The 17134-nt window shown below is 53.6% G+C and carries 8 protein-coding genes; 1 reads left to right on the top strand and 7 read right to left on the bottom strand.

Going from position 1 to position 17134, the window contains the following annotated elements; genetic code table 11:
- Positions 1–9: 9 nt before the first annotated feature.
- From ACQZQY_RS08015 to ACQZQY_RS07995, 5 genes are all read right to left on the bottom strand, one after another.
- The gene (locus ACQZQY_RS08015; RefSeq protein ID WP_122094344.1) at positions 10–312 is read right to left on the bottom strand and encodes a hypothetical protein; all 303 of its coding nucleotides are present in this window, start codon (positions 310–312) and stop codon (positions 10–12) included.
- A gap of 15 nt (positions 313–327) precedes the next feature.
- Positions 328–1803 (bottom strand): VENN motif pre-toxin domain-containing protein, encoded by a 1476-nt coding sequence (locus ACQZQY_RS08010; RefSeq protein ID WP_431296901.1) that lies wholly within the window; start codon positions 1801–1803, stop codon positions 328–330.
- Positions 1804–1874: 71 nt separating this feature from the next.
- Positions 1875–2171 carry a hypothetical protein gene (locus tag ACQZQY_RS08005; RefSeq protein ID WP_112151912.1) on the bottom strand — a complete coding sequence of 99 codons (297 nt, stop codon included), beginning with the start codon at positions 2169–2171 and terminating at the stop codon, positions 1875–1877.
- A complete protein-coding gene (locus tag ACQZQY_RS08000) occupies positions 2168–4363 on the bottom strand; it encodes a VENN motif pre-toxin domain-containing protein (RefSeq protein WP_431296900.1) in 2196 nt (731 codons plus the stop codon). The genes ACQZQY_RS08005 and ACQZQY_RS08000 overlap by 4 nt, the downstream gene beginning before the upstream one ends.
- A gap of 365 nt (positions 4364–4728) precedes the next feature.
- Complete coding sequence (locus ACQZQY_RS07995; RefSeq protein ID WP_122094329.1) at positions 4729–4983, bottom strand: hypothetical protein; 255 nt, start codon at positions 4981–4983, stop codon at positions 4729–4731.
- 148 nt (positions 4984–5131) lie between these two features.
- On the opposite strand from ACQZQY_RS07995, the gene ACQZQY_RS07990 reads away from it, so the two are divergent.
- Positions 5132–5707 (top strand): RNA 2'-phosphotransferase, encoded by a 576-nt coding sequence (locus tag ACQZQY_RS07990; protein WP_431296899.1) that lies wholly within the window; start codon positions 5132–5134, stop codon positions 5705–5707.
- 2 nt (positions 5708–5709) lie between these two features.
- Here ACQZQY_RS07990 and ACQZQY_RS07985 read toward each other — a convergent pair whose 3' ends face one another.
- Both ACQZQY_RS07985 and ACQZQY_RS07980 read right to left on the bottom strand, forming a co-directional pair.
- Entirely contained in the window at positions 5710–6150 is a 441-nt protein-coding gene (locus ACQZQY_RS07985; RefSeq protein ID WP_431296898.1) for a hypothetical protein, read from the bottom strand.
- Positions 6147–17120 carry a hemagglutinin repeat-containing protein gene (locus ACQZQY_RS07980; RefSeq protein WP_431296897.1) on the bottom strand — a complete coding sequence of 3658 codons (10974 nt, stop codon included), beginning with the start codon at positions 17118–17120 and terminating at the stop codon, positions 6147–6149. Before ACQZQY_RS07980 ends, ACQZQY_RS07985 begins: the two co-directional genes overlap by 4 nt.
- Between the last annotated feature and the right edge of the window lie 14 nt (positions 17121–17134).

Genomic DNA, 17134 nt, shown 5'->3' with positions numbered 1-17134 from the left:
AGTTTAGTATTATGATTTTATAGTAAAAGAGATAAATAAATTATCGCCTTTCAAGCCATTAATATGCTCTTTTGCATATTCAGTAGCTTCAATTGGATCAGATGAGGAGCTGAACCAATCTGCATAAAAGTTATTCATACCCCCATCACTTCCACGCTGATAAACATCACCACCTAAAACTAACCAGCCATTTTCTTTAAAAATATCAAGAGCATCATTTGATGAAGATATAGGCAACACTGCCTCATTTAAACCATTTTCAAGTAAGCTATGTCCGCAACGGGCATATAACTCTAAAATTTTTCCAATCATAACTTATAGCCCTCTTTATTTTTTATCCTGAACAAAAAGTCGATGATTAATCGTCCCATCTGGATTTCGTATATATTCGAAAACACCTTCACTTCCTCTGTAAGTACCAGGTATTTCGAGCTTCCAACGCTTGACACCATCACCACCAGTGATCTCGGATACCGTACCTTGTCCAGCATATCCATCGACTGATTCAGGGAAAGAATGATAATCTCCCGAAGATGCTTGTTGGCGTACTTTATCGGTATATGTTGTACCATCTAAAAAATTACCCGCATTAATCCCATCCTGTGACTCTGATATATAGTTCGAGTCATTCTTATCTGCTAGCGCAGGTCTAGGATTAATATAAATACCATCGTTCTTACCGGGCTGGCTTTCCGGTGAAATAGTAATCATGCCTTTATTATCACCAGACAGATCCGGCGTAATCAGTGAAGTCCCTTTGTTCTCGTCCGGAACCGGATTAAACAGGTTCCCTCCCGTCAGATCATCATTCACCGGCACGGTTTGAGTTTTGCTTCCTGCACCGTCTGTGTGTTGCTGGTTCTGCGCCGCAACTATCGCCATTATTACACAGACATCATTCGCCAGACAGTTCGCACCCAGCCCCTGTTTCACGGCTTTCGTTAGCGCTAGCGCAGCCTGATCATTCGCATTACCTTTACCGCTTTCGGCTATCGCCGCAGAGCTCAGGGTTTCATACGCTAGCATCTGCTGAACTAACCCGATACCGACCATGTTATTACTGATTTCATTCTGGCCAGCCTGCGCCCCCACCATCGCATTAGCCGAGTTGTCGCCTGCCAACCCGCCAGCCAACCCTGCCGCTGCGGTTCCCAGCGCAACCAACGTTTGTTTCTGGCTTTCACTTAATTGGCTTACTGGAGTATCACCATACAACGCAGTTTTTATCGCTTCGCCCATTAATGCCATAGTCGCAGCACCCACTGCCCCCGCAGCGGCAGAGTTACCTTGTATTGAGGCCAGTGCGCCAGCTACGACAGCATGGGCCATTACCCGACTGGCTTCATCCGGTGCAATCTCCTTGATAACTTCCGCCAGATACGGTGCACTCCCGCCTGCAATAGCCTTGGCTAAATCCCCACCGGCCAGCCCCTGCATTACCGCCGTGGCAGCCTGTAATCCCTGCTGAATAGCACTGCCCGTACCGTATTTCGCCATTTCAGTTTTGTAGCTGTCGGTATTTTTCAGTGCAGTAACATAAGCATCACGCTCTTTCTCCGTAGCTTCCGGCCCCGGTTTTTTGATCCCAGGGTTGTCGGCATGAGCCTTTTCCAGCCCGTTGATATCGCCCTGCGTTCGCGCAATATCCATCACCTGTCCGCCAATTTCCCCGATGAGCTGAGCCTGTTTTAAACGGTTCTGCTCTTTTTCCTTATCAAATATCGGGCTGATGCTGTCGTTGGCATGTTCCGTGTCGCGGCTGAGGTCTTTGATATTTTGCTGCTGAGCCGCGGTGTCACGCACAACGATAGTGCCGTCCGATACGGCTGACTGACGGATACAAAAATCCCAGCTCAGGGGCCGGGATTAATCGATTAATAATCAGAGTAATATGTAATCTGGTAGGCATCCCCTAATTCGACCTGAAGACATTTAGCGAGTTCACCACCTTCATGGATAAAAGTTAGTTGATCTTCCTTTGTCGCAAAATCTGACGACGCTGGATCTTCATCATTTAATATTGAGTCATATTTTTCCGACCAGTTATTAAGCCTCTCCTTTAATTCATCTGAAAGAGGTAAACTTTCCGGATCAATATTACCAACCTCTCCTGGAGAGTTATTCCACAGCGGAAAGGAGTAATAATCTGCCATTAACTTTATTATTTTCATTTTACTCTCCCGGCAGGATTAGCACCTACCATAAAACCATTGCTAGACACAGTAATTGCGAGGCGGTGAACTTCACCATTTATGACAGTTTCATATATAGGACGCCCTGTACCTTTCCCTTGATACCCAACAATATTCCCTTCTGAGACAGCTTTCATCACAACGTTAGGAATTTGTGCTTCAGATACACCGATATTCGCAAAGTCTTTTGCATGTTCGTCGATGAAGTGCTGCAAACCGGCTTTGCCATTACCGGATTCGAGGAAAATGATTTTCCCATCAGAATTTTTTGCAACTTGTACAATATTTTCAGGTGTGTATTTTATCCCCTGAGAAGACATTTCCTTCAACAACGACGCTTTTACATTGGCTTCTGTACTTATATTTCCTAGTTTACTTGCTGCCGCGCCACCCATTATCGGCGTTACCGAAGCAATAATGATATCCATTCCCTGCTTCGTTTCGGCGTAACCTTCCGCAGTCTTACGGTCTACCCCCAGAACATCCATTGCATATTGCGTCAGCGCATCCTTTACCTGTTGCTGATTCTGCGCATCAACGCTCGTGATATTCAATAGATTAACTATTTTCCCGTACGAGTCCGCGTACATATCACTGATTTTATTGTTATATTGGCCGGTTTCGTACTCGCCCTTAGCCGCTATAACTTCAAGTCTTGCACTGGCACACCCCGCACTTCCGGCCTTGCCATTACTGCACGCATCAATAACCTTTTTGTCGCTGGCGATATCTTTCTCACGCAGGTCGTTTATCTGTTGCTGTGCCTGCTCACGCTCCACCGGATCTTTACTGTTCTGGAGTTTTTGCTTCGCCAGCTCCAGCTTCGTCTTTTCTTCCACGCTGAGGAAGTTATTCTCCACCGCCGTCTTCCCGGCAACCGCACCTGTCCCTGCGGCAAACGACGAATCCCCGGCTACGCCGCCTGCCAACCCGGCGGCAAGCGTGCTCAGCGCGCTCACATTGGCCTTTTGCTCATTCGTTAGATTTTCCGGTTTTACCCCCGGATACAGCTCTTTCGCAATCAGCTGCGCCGCCAGTTCGCCGGTCGCAGCACCCGCTGCGCCGCCGGTCACGGAGCCGCCCTGCAGATAGGCAACTACCGCGCCGGCAAGGGCGTGCCCCGTAATATTCTCAGCCTGATTAACGTTGCCTTTGGCGTCTGTGGTCGCCGCCTTCACCGCCAGAGACAAATAAGGTACCAGCCCGCCCGCCAGTGCCTGGCTCATGTCGCCACCGGTCAAGCCTGCCAGCGCGCCTGATATCGCCGTACCCGCCGTCCAGAACGGGCTGCCGATGCCGTATTTCTGCTCAGCAGCAACGTTTTCCGGCGAGTTCTCCAGTATCTTCTGCTGGTCGGCAGGCGAGGCATTGTTGTACTCCGCCGTGCCTGACAATCTTGCGAGCGCTTCATTTCTGGCATTCACCTGCGCCTGCATTGCCGCGTGCTGCATAGTCTGCACGCCCACCTGGCTGATGGCCTGCGCCAGCGCCTGATTTTCCTCTATCTTTTCCTTATCAAAGATTTTGTCGATATGGCCGTTGGCGTTATCGGTATCACGGCTCAGCGTACCCACATCCTGAGTTTGCTCCCCGGTATTACGTACCGTCACGTTGCCGTCCGCAACCGCTGAACGGGTGGTGCCTGACGCACTTCCGCTATCGCTGGCCATTACCGGCAGCACGCCGCCGGCGTTGTGCCTCTCCTTGCCCTTTTCCTGGGTTGATGAGAAACCGGCGCTCACACCCACGCTGCTGGCGCTGTAATTCGCCTTGTTCTGGATATCATCCCAGCCCAGCGTGCCGGTATTAAGGCTGTTATTTGCCGCATCCGCCGTCGATGCAATGACCGCGCCATTCAGTTGCGTATGGTCACCCACGTAGATGTCATAGCCCTGATTGCCGGCAAACAAACCGCTTTGATCGCCTACACTGGCGTACTCGCTCTTGGTTTTAGCCTTGTTCATACTTAATGAGGCTGAACCGGTCATTGAACCAAAGGTTAAGCTAAACCCGCCGCTGATGCTCTGCTGCCTGGTTTGGTAATCGTCTGTGTCCTGCAGGCTCGTCAGCGTTAAATCACGCCCGACGTTTGCCGTGATTTTATCGCCCAGCGCCTGAGCACCAGAGAGCACGGTGTCACGCCCGCTGCTCAACGACAGATTGTCAGGCATCGCAGAATTATGGGAACCAGCAGTAACAACCAAGCTAACAGCAAATAAGAAAGGCTACCGCAGATAAAACAGTACCGGCGCAAGGCCGGTGTTGAGGATTAGTAATGATCAAGAAAACTCTATTTTACAATTTGGCAGAGGGTTCGAACGGCCATCGGAAATAACAAATGGATCATCTTCTATTCGATATCGGTAGACCTGCTATCACTCACAGAAATTGGGATGTTGGTTTCCGGTTCAGAACTGCGCCTTGCACAAACTGAATTTTTAAATATTCTATTGCTAACAGTTTTCGATTATTTTTGGCTTTTCAGGTCCACACCAAATTATTTTTCGATAAACCCCAGCCAGCATTTTTTGATCCCTTAATAACTCAAACACGTCGGCGGGACACCAATCTGGTCCAGCCGAAAAAAAATCCCTGCATCTCGTAATTTTTCGAATAGCTTTGCCTTAATGACTTGATCGGGAGCCATTAATGATAGTGTTTTTTGTTCCTTGCCGGACACAGCGACGAATCCTAACTCTTCAAGAAGTTCAATCACACTATCATCTAGGACTTTTACTACTATTTCCGATAAAGCGCCTTCGGAAACAAAGGCTTTCGTAACAGAACTCATTTCACTATCACCGTAGTAATGGTTTTCACTTTCGCTGAATCAACCGTCGAAATTGATTCGATAACCATCTCCGGACGTCTATTCAGTGCGCATTACAAACGTGGCAGAGATGTGTTTTGGGTATGCTAATATCTCAGGCATCGCACCCATGGCAAACATAATTAGGGCAATCATGGACAGCAAGACACTCAACGAAACAAGTAAATTTCTAAGTTATATTTTACGTCATAAACCTGACACCATCGGATTGCAACTTGATATAGAAGGCTGGGCAGACATCAATTCTTTGATTATCGGCGCGGCGAAAGAAGGCCGCGTACTTGATCAGGCAATAATTCAGACAGTAGTAAATAGCAGTGATAAGAAACGTTTTACTCTCTCCGAAGACGGCCAGTGTATTCGTGCAGTTCAGGGACATTCAACACCAGACGTGAACCTTCAACATATAGAGAAAAAACCGCCAGAATTTCTCTATCATGGCACTGCAACACGCTTTCTTGAATCTATTCTTCAGCAAGGATTGATTGCAGGTTCACGTCATCATGTGCATTTATCGCAAGACATAACCACAGCCGTAGCTGTCGGACAGCGATATGGAAAGCCTGCGGTGCTAAAAGTTGAAGCCCTGCGGATGCACCAACAGGGATTCAACTTTTTTCAGGCTGAGAATGGCGTATGGTTAACGAACCATGTCCCCGTTTATTTCATTTCGACGGAAAATTAACTTCATGAAAGTTCATTAGATAAAAATACATCTGCTGCAAGCACATGGAACGTAAGGTTCTCTGACAAAAACTGAATGCTAAAATGCTTCAATTCTGGCGGTTCATGGCTCGACGCGGAACGCCATGCTTTCAAATCTTCCCTTACCCATTCGGAATTTCTAAACTCGGTTAACTTACCGAGCTGAAACTCACATGGGTCACCATCAAACTCAAACATGGTTCCTCCTGGGAACGGCTCGCGGATAAAACACCGCACAGACTTGAAAACGATCTCCCGTTTAATGGTCAGTACAACCTCTTCACTATCAACGACAGCTTCCTTTTCATATTGAATATCAAGTATCACATCCGGGCCAACAGAGTAGAACGAGACTCTTGACTCACCATATCCTGGCAGCCACTCATAGGGATCTATTACTAGTCTTGGTTTAGCAATTTTCATGGACGCACCGACTTTAACTGCTCCGCGCCAGAAGGCGGCAACTTGTTATTTTTTAACTGGTCTGCAGCCAAATCATTGAATGTCTTACCTGGATAGGCCTCAACACCGGTCTGATTGCGTCCGAACCAGTGACTTCGAGGGATGGATGCCTGCTCAAGTGCTGTAGAAGTTCGTGTATTCAAAATAAGGCGATTCCCATTTATATCCACATAATCAATCGGAAGCTGCTCTGGCTTAACGACCCCTGTCTTCAAGGCCTCGGCTAAATCATCAACTGTTTTGATCGGTCTACCTGCAAGCTCTGTGTAAACCCTTTGCCCTTCTTCGCTAAAGGATCGATCAGCTTTGATTCTATTTTGAGCAAAATTTGCACCTATTAACGCCCCTTTTTCTGAGTTAGCAGAAGTACCTGCGACTTTTGTACCAATTTCTACAGTCGCCGCCGCTTTTCCTACTCCGCTGATCCCCGCAGCCCCCACCTGCGTCAGGCCGTAAATCCCTTCCGAGTACTCCGGAGAAACGCCCAACCCTTCAAGCAAGTACGCGCCACTGGTTTTCTGACTGATGCCTGACAGGAAACTGTTAGCACCTGCATTAGCCGTATCTATACCTGATGCTGCCAGATAGCTGCCAGCCAGACAAGCCACGCCGGTCGTGCACATTGCTATGCCGCCCAGCGCCTGCAGCTCTCCTCCGGTGGTTTGCGCCAAACCACCTAAACGCGTCCCCACACCGTAGTGGGATAGCGCATCCCCGGTTTGATCACTAACCGAATACCCGAACATCGGCAAACTGGCGCTGGCATAGCTACCCATTGCATAGATCAGTTGGTTGCCGCTCTGTGATGCCAGTAGTGTACGCTCACTGGCATACGCATCACTGTTACCTAACTGTTCCAGCGCCTGCGCTTTCACATAATCCGCAGAACCTTCCGCAAACTCAGCGGAACATTTCACCAGCGCACAGGCCGCCGCTTTCAGACGCGCTTCTTTATCTTTATCCCCCCCGGACAGTTGCTGGATGCGGGCTACTTCATCCGGGTGTAACTGGCGGTTATAGCGTTCAGCAGCCAGTGAGACGGCTGCGCCGGACTGTGCACCGGTCGTTCCGCCAATAATTCCGCCAATTGCACTACCACTTAACGTGGCGGCCCACTGGGTGATAGCCCCTCTTTCATTGCGGTCCAGTTGTGTGTTGTTACTCAGATAAGTATCGACCATCTGACTAAACGCTTCGCTGCTCATCCCGGCCAACCCGCCAGCCAGCGCATTGCCGCCGCCGAAACTCGCCTGGATTGCACCTATCACACCGTGGATCGCGGCTTTTTCGGGGCTATTCGGTCCCCAGCCCATCGCCTCACCAAGATCACCAGCGGCTGAGTTCGCCATCTGCCCAAACACCGCCGCCAGTTCCTGTTGCTCGGCAATTTTCTTCTCATCGAAGATCTTATCGATATGACCATTGGCGTTGTCGGTATCGCGGCTCAGCCCTGCAATGTCCTGCGTCTGCTTCGCGCCACCCCGGATAACGATACTGCCTGCGGCAATGGCAGATTGCGTTGTACCTGAAGCGTCACCGCTGCTCTTTACACCAATGACGGGGACGACACCACCACCGTTAGCCCGCTCGCCCTTATCATTTTTCTCCGATGAGAAGCCACCGGCAAGACCTTGACTACTGGCACTGTACTGCGCTTCGTTATTGATATCGCTCCAGCCCAACGAACCGGTATCAAGCAGGTTCTTATCGGCTGTCGCGGTACTGGCGATGACTGCGCCATCCAGTTGGGTATGGTTACCGACTGTAATATCGAACCCTTTATCCCCGGCAAACAATCCGCTTTGCTCACCAACGCTGGCGTAATCGCTGTCGGTTTTGCTTTTATTAATACTCAGTGAGGCTGAACCGGTCATTGACCCGAAAGTGAAACTGGCGCCGCCACTCACACTTTTCTGCTGGCTGTGGTACTCGTCAGTATCCTGCAGGCTGGTTATCGTCAGATCGCGTCCCACCTCAGCAGTGATTTTTTCACCCAACACCTGCGCACCGGAAATAACCGTATCCCGTCCGCTGCTCAGGCTAAGTCCATCACTGGCGTTGACCCGCGTATTAACATATTCGGTACTCTTACCGTCAGCCGTTCCTTTTGACTGATAACCGCTGGCCGACACACCAATTCCCGTCTCCTGACCCAGCGATATATGCACACCGACATTCCAGCCGTTGCTGTTATTCTTACTGGTTTGCTCGGTGTTGTTCGATGCGGCATCCAGCAGCAGATCATTCTGCGCCACAAGAGTGACATTATTGCCTGTCACACCACTGCCGCTGATATGAAGATCACCGCTGGTACCTTTGTTACCCGTAGCCACCAGCGTGGTATTTCCGCCTGCGCTGAGGGTGCTGCCGCGTACCTGATTTTGTGTAGAACTGGATTCAGATGAGCTTTTACTCGAACCTACGCTGACTTCCACCTTCACGGCATTCATATTGCCCTGGGCTATGTCACTCGCCATGGAAGACGCACCCGCGACAGCTATCCATGCATTGTCAGCCGCCTGCACGGCATAAAGCGTTTTCAGCCGTTGGTCGCTGACCTCCCCACTCCGTTTCAGTGTGCTGTTCGCTGCAAGAATGGCATCGGTCACCGGGCTGGACACTGACAATGTCAGACCGCTCTTTTTCTGCTCGTAACTCTCTTTACGTCTCAACAGATCGTTACCGGGGTCAACCACAATTTCGCCCGCGACAACGTTCAGATTTTTATCGGCAATTACATCCGCGCCGCTGATATGTGCTTTTTCACCGGCGATAATATTTGCGTTACCGCCGGTTGAACCAATAGTGCTGACACTCTGACTCTGAGCGGTACCCTCTTCATTGAGCTGATGTCGCGATTGTGCGCTGCCAATCGTGACACCAAAACCACCGGTACCCATCAGCCCGCTTTTTTTAGTCTCACTCAGCCGGTAGCTGGAGCTGGTGTCGGTGGCTGCAAGAATATTGACATCTTTCCCCGCCTTCAGCGTCACATCGCCATCGCCGACCACCGACGAACCTTTGACCGTCAGGTCTTGACCGGCGACAACGGAGACGTTATCACCACTGAGTTGTGAGGCTTTTTCCGTGGTGGCATAGTCCTCTGCCACAGTGTGTGTGGTCGTTTTAGAGAACAGGTGTTTCTTAGTTTTCGTCTTCTCGTCGTAGCTGTATTCGCTTTCCTGCGCGGTAGTGATATTCACATCCCGCCCGGCGTTCAGGGCCAGGTCGCCGGTGGCCTGTACTTGCGCGGCCTGTGTCGTAATGTCACGCCCGGCGGCAATCGTGGTGCTCCCGCCGCTGACAACCTCCGTCCCTTCCTGCCCGATATTTTCACGAATACTCACGCTTTTGCTGCCATGGGTTTCGCTGTAGGTGCTGGTCTGCTGCGCGTTCAGATTGACGTCGCGACCGGCGCTGAGTGAGGCATTCAGGTCGGCGGTGAGTTGTGCTGCCTTCGAGTTTAGGTCACGGCCCGCGCTGAGCGTCAGGTCGCCGCCGCTACTCACGACCATCCGGGTAGCGTTGTTATCATCAGCCTGATTTTTTCCGCTGGTCTGATGGCTGCTCTGGTCCATCGTGTTGAGATTGATGTCATTGACTGCCACAAGCTTAGCATCGCCTTTGGCGGTGACGGCGCTGCCTGCCATCGTCAGATCGTTGCCTGCGCTGGCCGACAGATTGCCGCCCGCACTGACCGTACTGGCCTGACTGTCGGTGCTCTGCGCGCTACCTTTTGCCGTGGTTTTTCTGGTGCTGAGCGCATTGCCGGTGATGTTGATATCGTTCAGCGCCACCAGCTGCAAATCACTCCCCGCTGTCAGTTTGGCGCCGGTGTTATTAATGTTATTCCCGGCGGTGAGCGAAAGCCCTTTGCCAGCGGTAATACTCGCGACGTCCCCGGTCTGTGTCTCACTGAACGTCAGCAGCGCTGTTTTATTTTTACTGCTGCCCGGTGCAGCATTCCACTGCTGCGCCTGGGTGACGTTATTGATGTCCCCGGTGACGGATTGCAGCGCAACGGTCTGCCCGGAAATCGACGAGCCAATGTTATTGATATCTCCCAGTGCAGCGAGTTGCAGGCTTCCGTTGGAGGCAATAAGCCCTGCGCTAAGATTATCCAGCGCGCCGCTGCTTTTTGCTGTCAGTTGGGTTCCGGCCTGCAACGTGCTGCCTGCATTGACGATATGCCCGGACTCAAGATTGACGGTGCTGCCTGAGATCACACTGCCGCTTAACACTTTGACGTCATTGGCGGAGAGATAAAGTTTTGGTGCAAGAACGGTCTGACCATTAACCGTGGTTTTCTCCCACCAGACGATACTTTTGGTCAGCGCCGCGACCTGAGCAGGTGACAGGCTAACGCCAAGCTGCAAGCCAAGTGCACTTTGCTGGTCGGCGGCGTTGTCGATCAGATACTGCATCTGTTCCAGATCAGAACCGGTTCCTGCAACGTACCGTTGCCCTGTCTGGCTGAGTACCGCATTACTGATATAGCGGGTATCAAAGGCGGCATCGCCAAGGAATTTATAGTCGTAATCGGGTCTGAGATTAAGCCTGTCCAGAAAGTATGAGGACCCGATAAATTGACTTTGATCGGTGTACAGCGCAGCCGTCTCAATACGCGGCGTGGTGGGCGTGCCCGGCGTAACCGCAGGGTTCAGGACCTGCCCGGCGGCCGGGATACCGCCCGGTAATGCATCAAGGCTCAGCGCAGAACCTGCCGGCCGTGCGAGATAATCATTCAATGCGTTAAATAACGATGGATCGGTTTTACCCACACTTCCCAACTGCGGATTGGTGGTGATCAGATACGGGCTGGAAGGATCCTGGCTTGCCACGAATAAACCGTTATTGCCCGAAGGTAACGGATAATCCGTCAGCGCCGCGCCGCTGTTACCGATTTGCTGAAGGGCGCTGCTGACGGATTCATTCCACTGAACGGATCCGACCACCAGATCTTTTCCTGACGCCAGTTGCTGGCTTTGCGTGCCGCTGACCGGTTGCAGGTTTGCCGTACCCGAAAGTGTGGGCGCACTGATGACATGCGACAACCCGCCCGCATTGGCGGTCGTGGTCGTGTTGCTGATGTTATTGCTAAAGCTGGCATTAACGGCACCGCCCGCCTGAATGACTGAGCGATAACCTTCGCCGGTATTCACCGTCTCATAGACCGGACCGCCGACAAGATTGTAGGTAACGATGGTGTTGGTGGTATTTGACCTAAAGCAGCACCGCTCTGAGTCAGGGGCAAAGAAGGCGAGATCGTGTCTGTTATCAAACTCCTTGTTCGCCAGGGTGCCGGTATATTGATATGTCAGATACTTATTCTGGACACCATTTTCATAGGACTGATTATTCAGCGAGCGTCCGGACAAGGAAATATTACCGCCCGCGAGAATATTACTGGCGATATTATCGAGAGTATCCGCCGCAACCGTCAGATTTCCGTTCGCCGCAATACGCCCGGCACCACCGTTAGCCTGAGCCGCAACAGTTGAGGATGCCACTAAATAGCGTTTTTCAGCAGCGGTGCTGTTTGGGGCGAGATAATAGTGATCGTCAACGGAGCCGTTACCCTGCCCCATACTGCCGCCCGTTCTTACCCGCTTGGTGTAGAAACCTAACTCATTTTCGTCTAAATCTCCCAACCTCAGATCAACCGAGCTTTGCCCGAGCCAGGAAGGCCCGTCAACCGGCGTGAGCGAAGAGTTGACGACTGTCAGCCCGTCGCGCTGATTCAGCAGATGGCCGGTGTTAACCGTGATATCACCGCGCGTGGTTTCGATATTACCGGAGGTGTTGACGACTTCGGTGCTGGCATTGCCCGCCGCATCCTTCTGCATCCACAGGCTGTTGCCCGCAAGAATGTCACCGTGCGTGTTCTGCAGGCTGTCCGCCAGCAGCTGCATGTTGTTGCCGGCGTAAATCAGCGCGCTGTTCACAAGCTGAGTGGCCGCAGTCATCACCAGATTACCTGCCCCGCCGATGAACCCGCTGTTGCGGATAAAACCACGGCTGTTCAGGATAATATCGCCGCCGGACTGCACGCTGCCGCTGTCGTTGAGGGTGATGTTACGTGCATCAATGCCCACGCTACCGCCACCCGCGCGAAGCTGGCCCTGGTTTACAACGTCCCCTGTCGCACTGAGATGGATGTTATTCCCCTGCAGTGTGCCCAGCACATTAAGGTCGCCCTCAGTGGTCAGGGTGAGTGCCTGACCGGCCGCCAGCGTTCCGCTCTGAGTGAATCCTGAGCCAAGCTGCAGCGTCATATCACCGAGTGCCAGCACGCTGCCCGACTGGGTCAATGTCGGAGTGACCAACGTCAGCGAACCTGCGCTGAAGAGATTACTGCCCGACTGGTTTTCAATATTTTGCAGCTTAAGATTAAGCGCCTGGCTGGCGAACAGCGTTCCGCTGTTGTGCAGGGTGTTACCGGTAAGTTGCAGCCGGTCTCCCTGTAGCTGCCCCTGATTATTCACCGTACCCACGTTCAGCACGCCGTCGGCCTGACCGGTCAGCGTGCCACTGTTATTGAGTGTATTACCGGTGAGGGTAAGCCCGTTAGCCTGCAGTACGCCGCTGTTGCTGAGGGTCGGCGCAGAGAGCGTCAGTTTATCGCCGGTCAGCAGGCTGCCCTGATTATCGAGATTATCGGTCAGAATAACCTGGCTGACGCCGTCGCCCTGTATGTGCCCCTGATTACGCAGCGACTGCGCGCTGAGATCGAAGGTGCCCTGGCTGCGCAGAGTCCCGCCCTGCAAATTACTGACGTCGCGCCCAACGGTTGCCCGCAGGCTGTTCTGCCCCTGAAGCTGGCCGGCATTCGACAGGCTGTTGGCGTTCAGTATCAGATCGTTTGCCTGAATATTGCCACTGTTGGCAATACTGGCCGCATGCAGACTGCTGGTGCCGCCGCTGAGCAGTGCGCCGCTTTGCTGCACCTGCAATGTGTCACCGAGCGTGGCAGCAAGCTGGCTGACGCCGGTGACCGCACCGCCGTTAATCAGATTTTCGCCCTCAAGCGTGAGGTTGTCGGCGGACCATTCTCCCTGATTATTCAGGCTGGCCGCCTGCAGAATGGCCAGCCCGGAAGAGATGATTTTGCCCTGTGCGCCGGTGTTGAGTTCACCCTTAAGCATCAGCGCCGCGCGCGAGACAGTTTGGATCGCGCCATTGAGATCAAGCTGGCTGGCGTGCAGTTCGGCATCATCAGCCTGCCAGTTACCGTCGTTGATGACGTGACCGGCGGTGACCTTCAGCGCCCCCTGCGTCAGCAGTTTACCGGACGTCGCATTGCTGAGATCCTGCGCCAGCTGTGCGGTCAGCGCTTTCAGGCCAATCAGGTTGCCGCTGTTATCGGCATCGTCAGCGGTGAGCGTCAGCGTGTCACCCTGAATTTGCCCCTGATTGCTCAGATGCGAGACGGCGATCGTGGCGTCTTTTCCACTGAGTAACTGACCGCTGTTTTCAAACGTAGCGGCATCGAGCGTCGCGCTACCCTGCGTCAGCAGGCTGCCCGAGTTGTTGACGGCGTCCTGTAAACTCAGGGAAAGTCCGTTGCTGCCCAACACCGTCCCGCTGTTGATAAGGTTGTTGCCGGCAACGGCGAGCGTGCCCCCTTGCAGACGTCCCTGATTTTGAAGTTCATCCAGGTGTAAATCGAGCACTCCACCGGAAAGTACGCGCCCCTGATCACCATTGGTCAGGCTGCCTGCAACGAGCTGAAGGTCATGACTCCCCTGCAGCAAACCGTTGTTGGTCATAGTGTCAGCGTTGATGACTGCCGTTCTCGCGGCCAGCGCACCGTCATTTAACACAGAGCCCGCGGTCACGCTTGCGCCGTCTGTGGCCGTGATGACGCCCGCCTGTTGATTGGTCAGCGTATCAGTGGCGTTAACAGTCAGATTGCCCGCGGTAATACTGCCCTGATTAGCGAGTTTGCCGCCTTTAAGGGTCATCTGGTTTTTAGCCGCAAGCTGGCCGTTCTGGTGAAGGGTATCAGCCTCTATCTGCAGGCTGTCATCTGCGGTGATGCTGCCTTCATTGCCTGCCACACTGGCCTGCATGGCCACCGCGTTGGCACCAATCGTGGCTGCGTTATTAAGTATGCCAGCCACGAGCGTTAACGCACCCGGCGTAACAATTTTCCCGTCTAAATCCGCCTGCTGCGTTGCCGTGAGGCTCAGCGCATTTTTGCCCTGCGTTTGCGAGCCGCTGCCCGTGGTCAGGTTTGCGGTTGTCAGCGTCATCGCCCCGTCCGCGGACAGGAACCCGTTGAGCGTGGCCGACTCCGCGTTCAGGCTGACATCGCCCTGGCTGGTTTGCACCGAACCGACGCGGCTGGTCAGAGACGTGCCGTGGAGATCTGCCCCCAACGCTGCGGTTAACGTCCCGCCCAGTTCTGCCTGGGCCGCGCGAAGCGTCAGATACCCGCCCGACAGCAGCGTGCTGCTATCGCCGGACGTCATCCCGTCACGTACGTTGACGTCCACATTTCCCTGCGAGCCGATCAGTCCCTGATGATTGAGCTGGCTCAGTGTTAATGTCTGAACGCCACCGGATTGCGACGTGCCGTTGTTATTGAACGTTCCACCACTCAGCCACTGGCTCCCCATCGACTGAAGCAGCCCGTCGTTGTTTAACGTGTTGAAACTAAATTGCCCGTTACGGTTAGCGGCAAGCGTACCGCCGTTGCTAAAATCACCGGCGGTAAACGTCAGATCCTGACCGGCAATAAGGCTGCCTGACCACTGGCCGCCGCCGGTGATGTTGGCGTGAATATCGCTTTGCGCTGAGGTCTTACCGCTGTGTGCAGCATTGAGCTCACGGGCGTCAATCGACAGATTTCTGCCGGCACCGGCCACGCCGTCAAGTTGTTGCCGTGTGGATAACAGGCGCATATCGCCCAGAGACGTCAGCGAACCGGTGTCCGCCAGCGTCATCAAACCGCCGCTGACGTCCAGACTTTGCCCGTCCATTGCACCCGCCACCGAGGCCTGATTTGTGGCGAAAATCGTAAGCCCCGCATCGCTGTGAATACGGGCACCCGCGCCTGCCAACAGATCGTTGCCGTTCAGGCTGATATTTCCCGGTGTCGAAAGCTCACCGTACAGCGATTGCTGCGCTGCACTGAAGCCAATATCACCGAGGCTGGTGATCAGGGAGTTTTGTCCGGCGAAGAGTGATGCCGCATTAAGCATCAGGCCGTTTTTACCGGTCAGCACGCCGTCAACGGTCATCTGACCGCCATCCATCGTCAACCGGTCACCGGCAAATATTGAGCCCGTGTCACTCAGCGTTAGCCGATCGGCGGTGTGTAACGCCAGCGATTGCTGCGAGCCGATAAGCCCCTGATTGTCCAGCCTGTCAGCAGTAATCTGCGCGGCCCCACCCGACTGTACTTTGCCGCTGTTACTCAGCGCTGAGGCGTTCAGGGTTTGTGCGCCCTGCGCCTGTATCAGCCCGCTGTTGGTCGCCTTTTTCGCCGTCACCCGGCTGTCGCCACCCGCAGCCACCGTGCCGCTGTTTGACATATCGCCGTTGACGGCGAGCGTTAACGCGCTGTCAGTGGCCAGTGTGCCACTATTATTCAGGCTGTCGGCCTGAATGCTCTGCACACCTTTGGTCTGAATTTTACCCTGATTATCCAGCCCCGTTGCCTGCAGGGTTTGCTCTCCCTGTGCCTGCAACGTGCCGGTGTTAGTCAGCTTGCCTGTGGTGAAACGGGCATTCCCGTCCGCCGCCATCAGTCCGCCGTTGGTAAGATCCGCAGCCTCGACGTGGAGATCTTTTCCTGCCGTCAGGCTGCCCTGCCACTGCCCGCCGTTGCGGGCGCTGGCGTGAATATTCCCTGCGGCAGACACCTGCGCCGGGCTGTCAGAGGTGAGCTGACCGGCTGCCAGCGCCATGTTGCCTCCGCTGGTGACGCGGCTGCCCTCAACCGCGAGCGTGCCGTCGGCGCTCAACGCCATGTCGCCAGCGGATTGCTGGGTCCCCTGAAGCGCAATATCCTGCGCATTTGCCGTGACCTTACCCGCCGCCGTGGCATTGCGCAGCGTCAGTTTCCCGCTGGCATCAATCTGCATATCGCCGACTGAGGCATTGAGATTGCCGAGGTTAACGCCCACCCCTTTTTCACTGGAGACCAGGCGGATGCGATTGGCATACATCCCGCCGAGGGCCCCGGTATCTATGGCGACCTTAGGTGCATCGCCGGTACCTGCTATCGGGGTAATGTTCCCCGCAGCATCGACGCGGTTTGCACCGAGCGTGATCTCAGCCTCTTTGGCATAAAGCTGGGCGTTAATGTCCGTTGCGCGGGCAATCAGCGCGAACTTGTCACTCTGGCTGGCATCCAGGCCTTTTCCCTGAATGCTGATTGCGCCCTGCGTCACTTCCAGCGACTGCAGTTGCCCGTCTGGCCCCATCACCGGCTTGCCGGTGGTCAGCGTCGCATTCGGCGTATTGATAAAACCGCAGCCGCTACAGGTAATTCCGTACGGGTTAGCCACCATGACATTGGCCGCTTTACCTGCCACTTCCATGTACCCCTGAAGCTGGGAGCGGTTAGGTGCCACTACCTCGTTGATAATGCCCTTCGCTTCCTGCCCGGCTTTCAGATTCGGGTTGTTCTGTATCAACCCGCCAAGCTGGCTTTGCGTCAGCTGGCCGGTGGCATTATTGAGAATGAGGCCTTCATTGCCGACGTTGAATTCGTTGTATTTATTATGGGAAATACCGGCCTGGTTGGGCGTAGCAATGTTGACGACCGGGACGCCGTTACCTGCTTTATCCAGCGACGTATTCCCTTCTGCAACGCTGACGCCCGCAGCCAGTGCGGGAAGCAACGGTTGCCAGGCAAGCAGGCTGCAGAGCAGATAGGTCAGGCCACGCTGCGACAGTTTGACGGGTTTATTCTTGTTCATCCCTGATACCTTTC

Origin of the sequence: Rahnella sp. PAMC25559 (assembly GCF_050632365.1) — a bacterium.
Lineage (GTDB): Bacteria > Pseudomonadota > Gammaproteobacteria > Enterobacterales > Enterobacteriaceae > Rahnella > Rahnella rivi.
This window is presented reverse-complemented; position numbering and strand designations above follow the sequence as displayed.

Excerpts from the sequence above, each read along its gene's own strand:
- ACQZQY_RS08015 (WP_122094344.1), bottom strand. The coding sequence starts at position 312 with ATGATTGGAAAAATTTTAGAGTTATATGCCCGTTGCGGACATAGCTTA.
- ACQZQY_RS08005 (WP_112151912.1), bottom strand. The coding sequence starts at position 2,171 with ATGAAAATAATAAAGTTAATGGCAGATTATTACTCCTTTCCGCTGTGG.
- ACQZQY_RS08000 (WP_431296900.1), bottom strand. The coding sequence starts at position 4,363 with ATGCCTGACAATCTGTCGTTGAGCAGCGGGCGTGACACCGTGCTCTCT.
- ACQZQY_RS07995 (WP_122094329.1), bottom strand. The coding sequence starts at position 4,983 with ATGAGTTCTGTTACGAAAGCCTTTGTTTCCGAAGGCGCTTTATCGGAA.
- ACQZQY_RS07990 (WP_431296899.1), top strand. The coding sequence starts at position 5,132 with ATGGCAAACATAATTAGGGCAATCATGGACAGCAAGACACTCAACGAA.
- ACQZQY_RS07985 (WP_431296898.1), bottom strand. The coding sequence starts at position 6,150 with ATGAAAATTGCTAAACCAAGACTAGTAATAGATCCCTATGAGTGGCTG.
- ACQZQY_RS07980 (WP_431296897.1), bottom strand. The coding sequence starts at position 17,120 with ATGAACAAGAATAAACCCGTCAAACTGTCGCAGCGTGGCCTGACCTAT.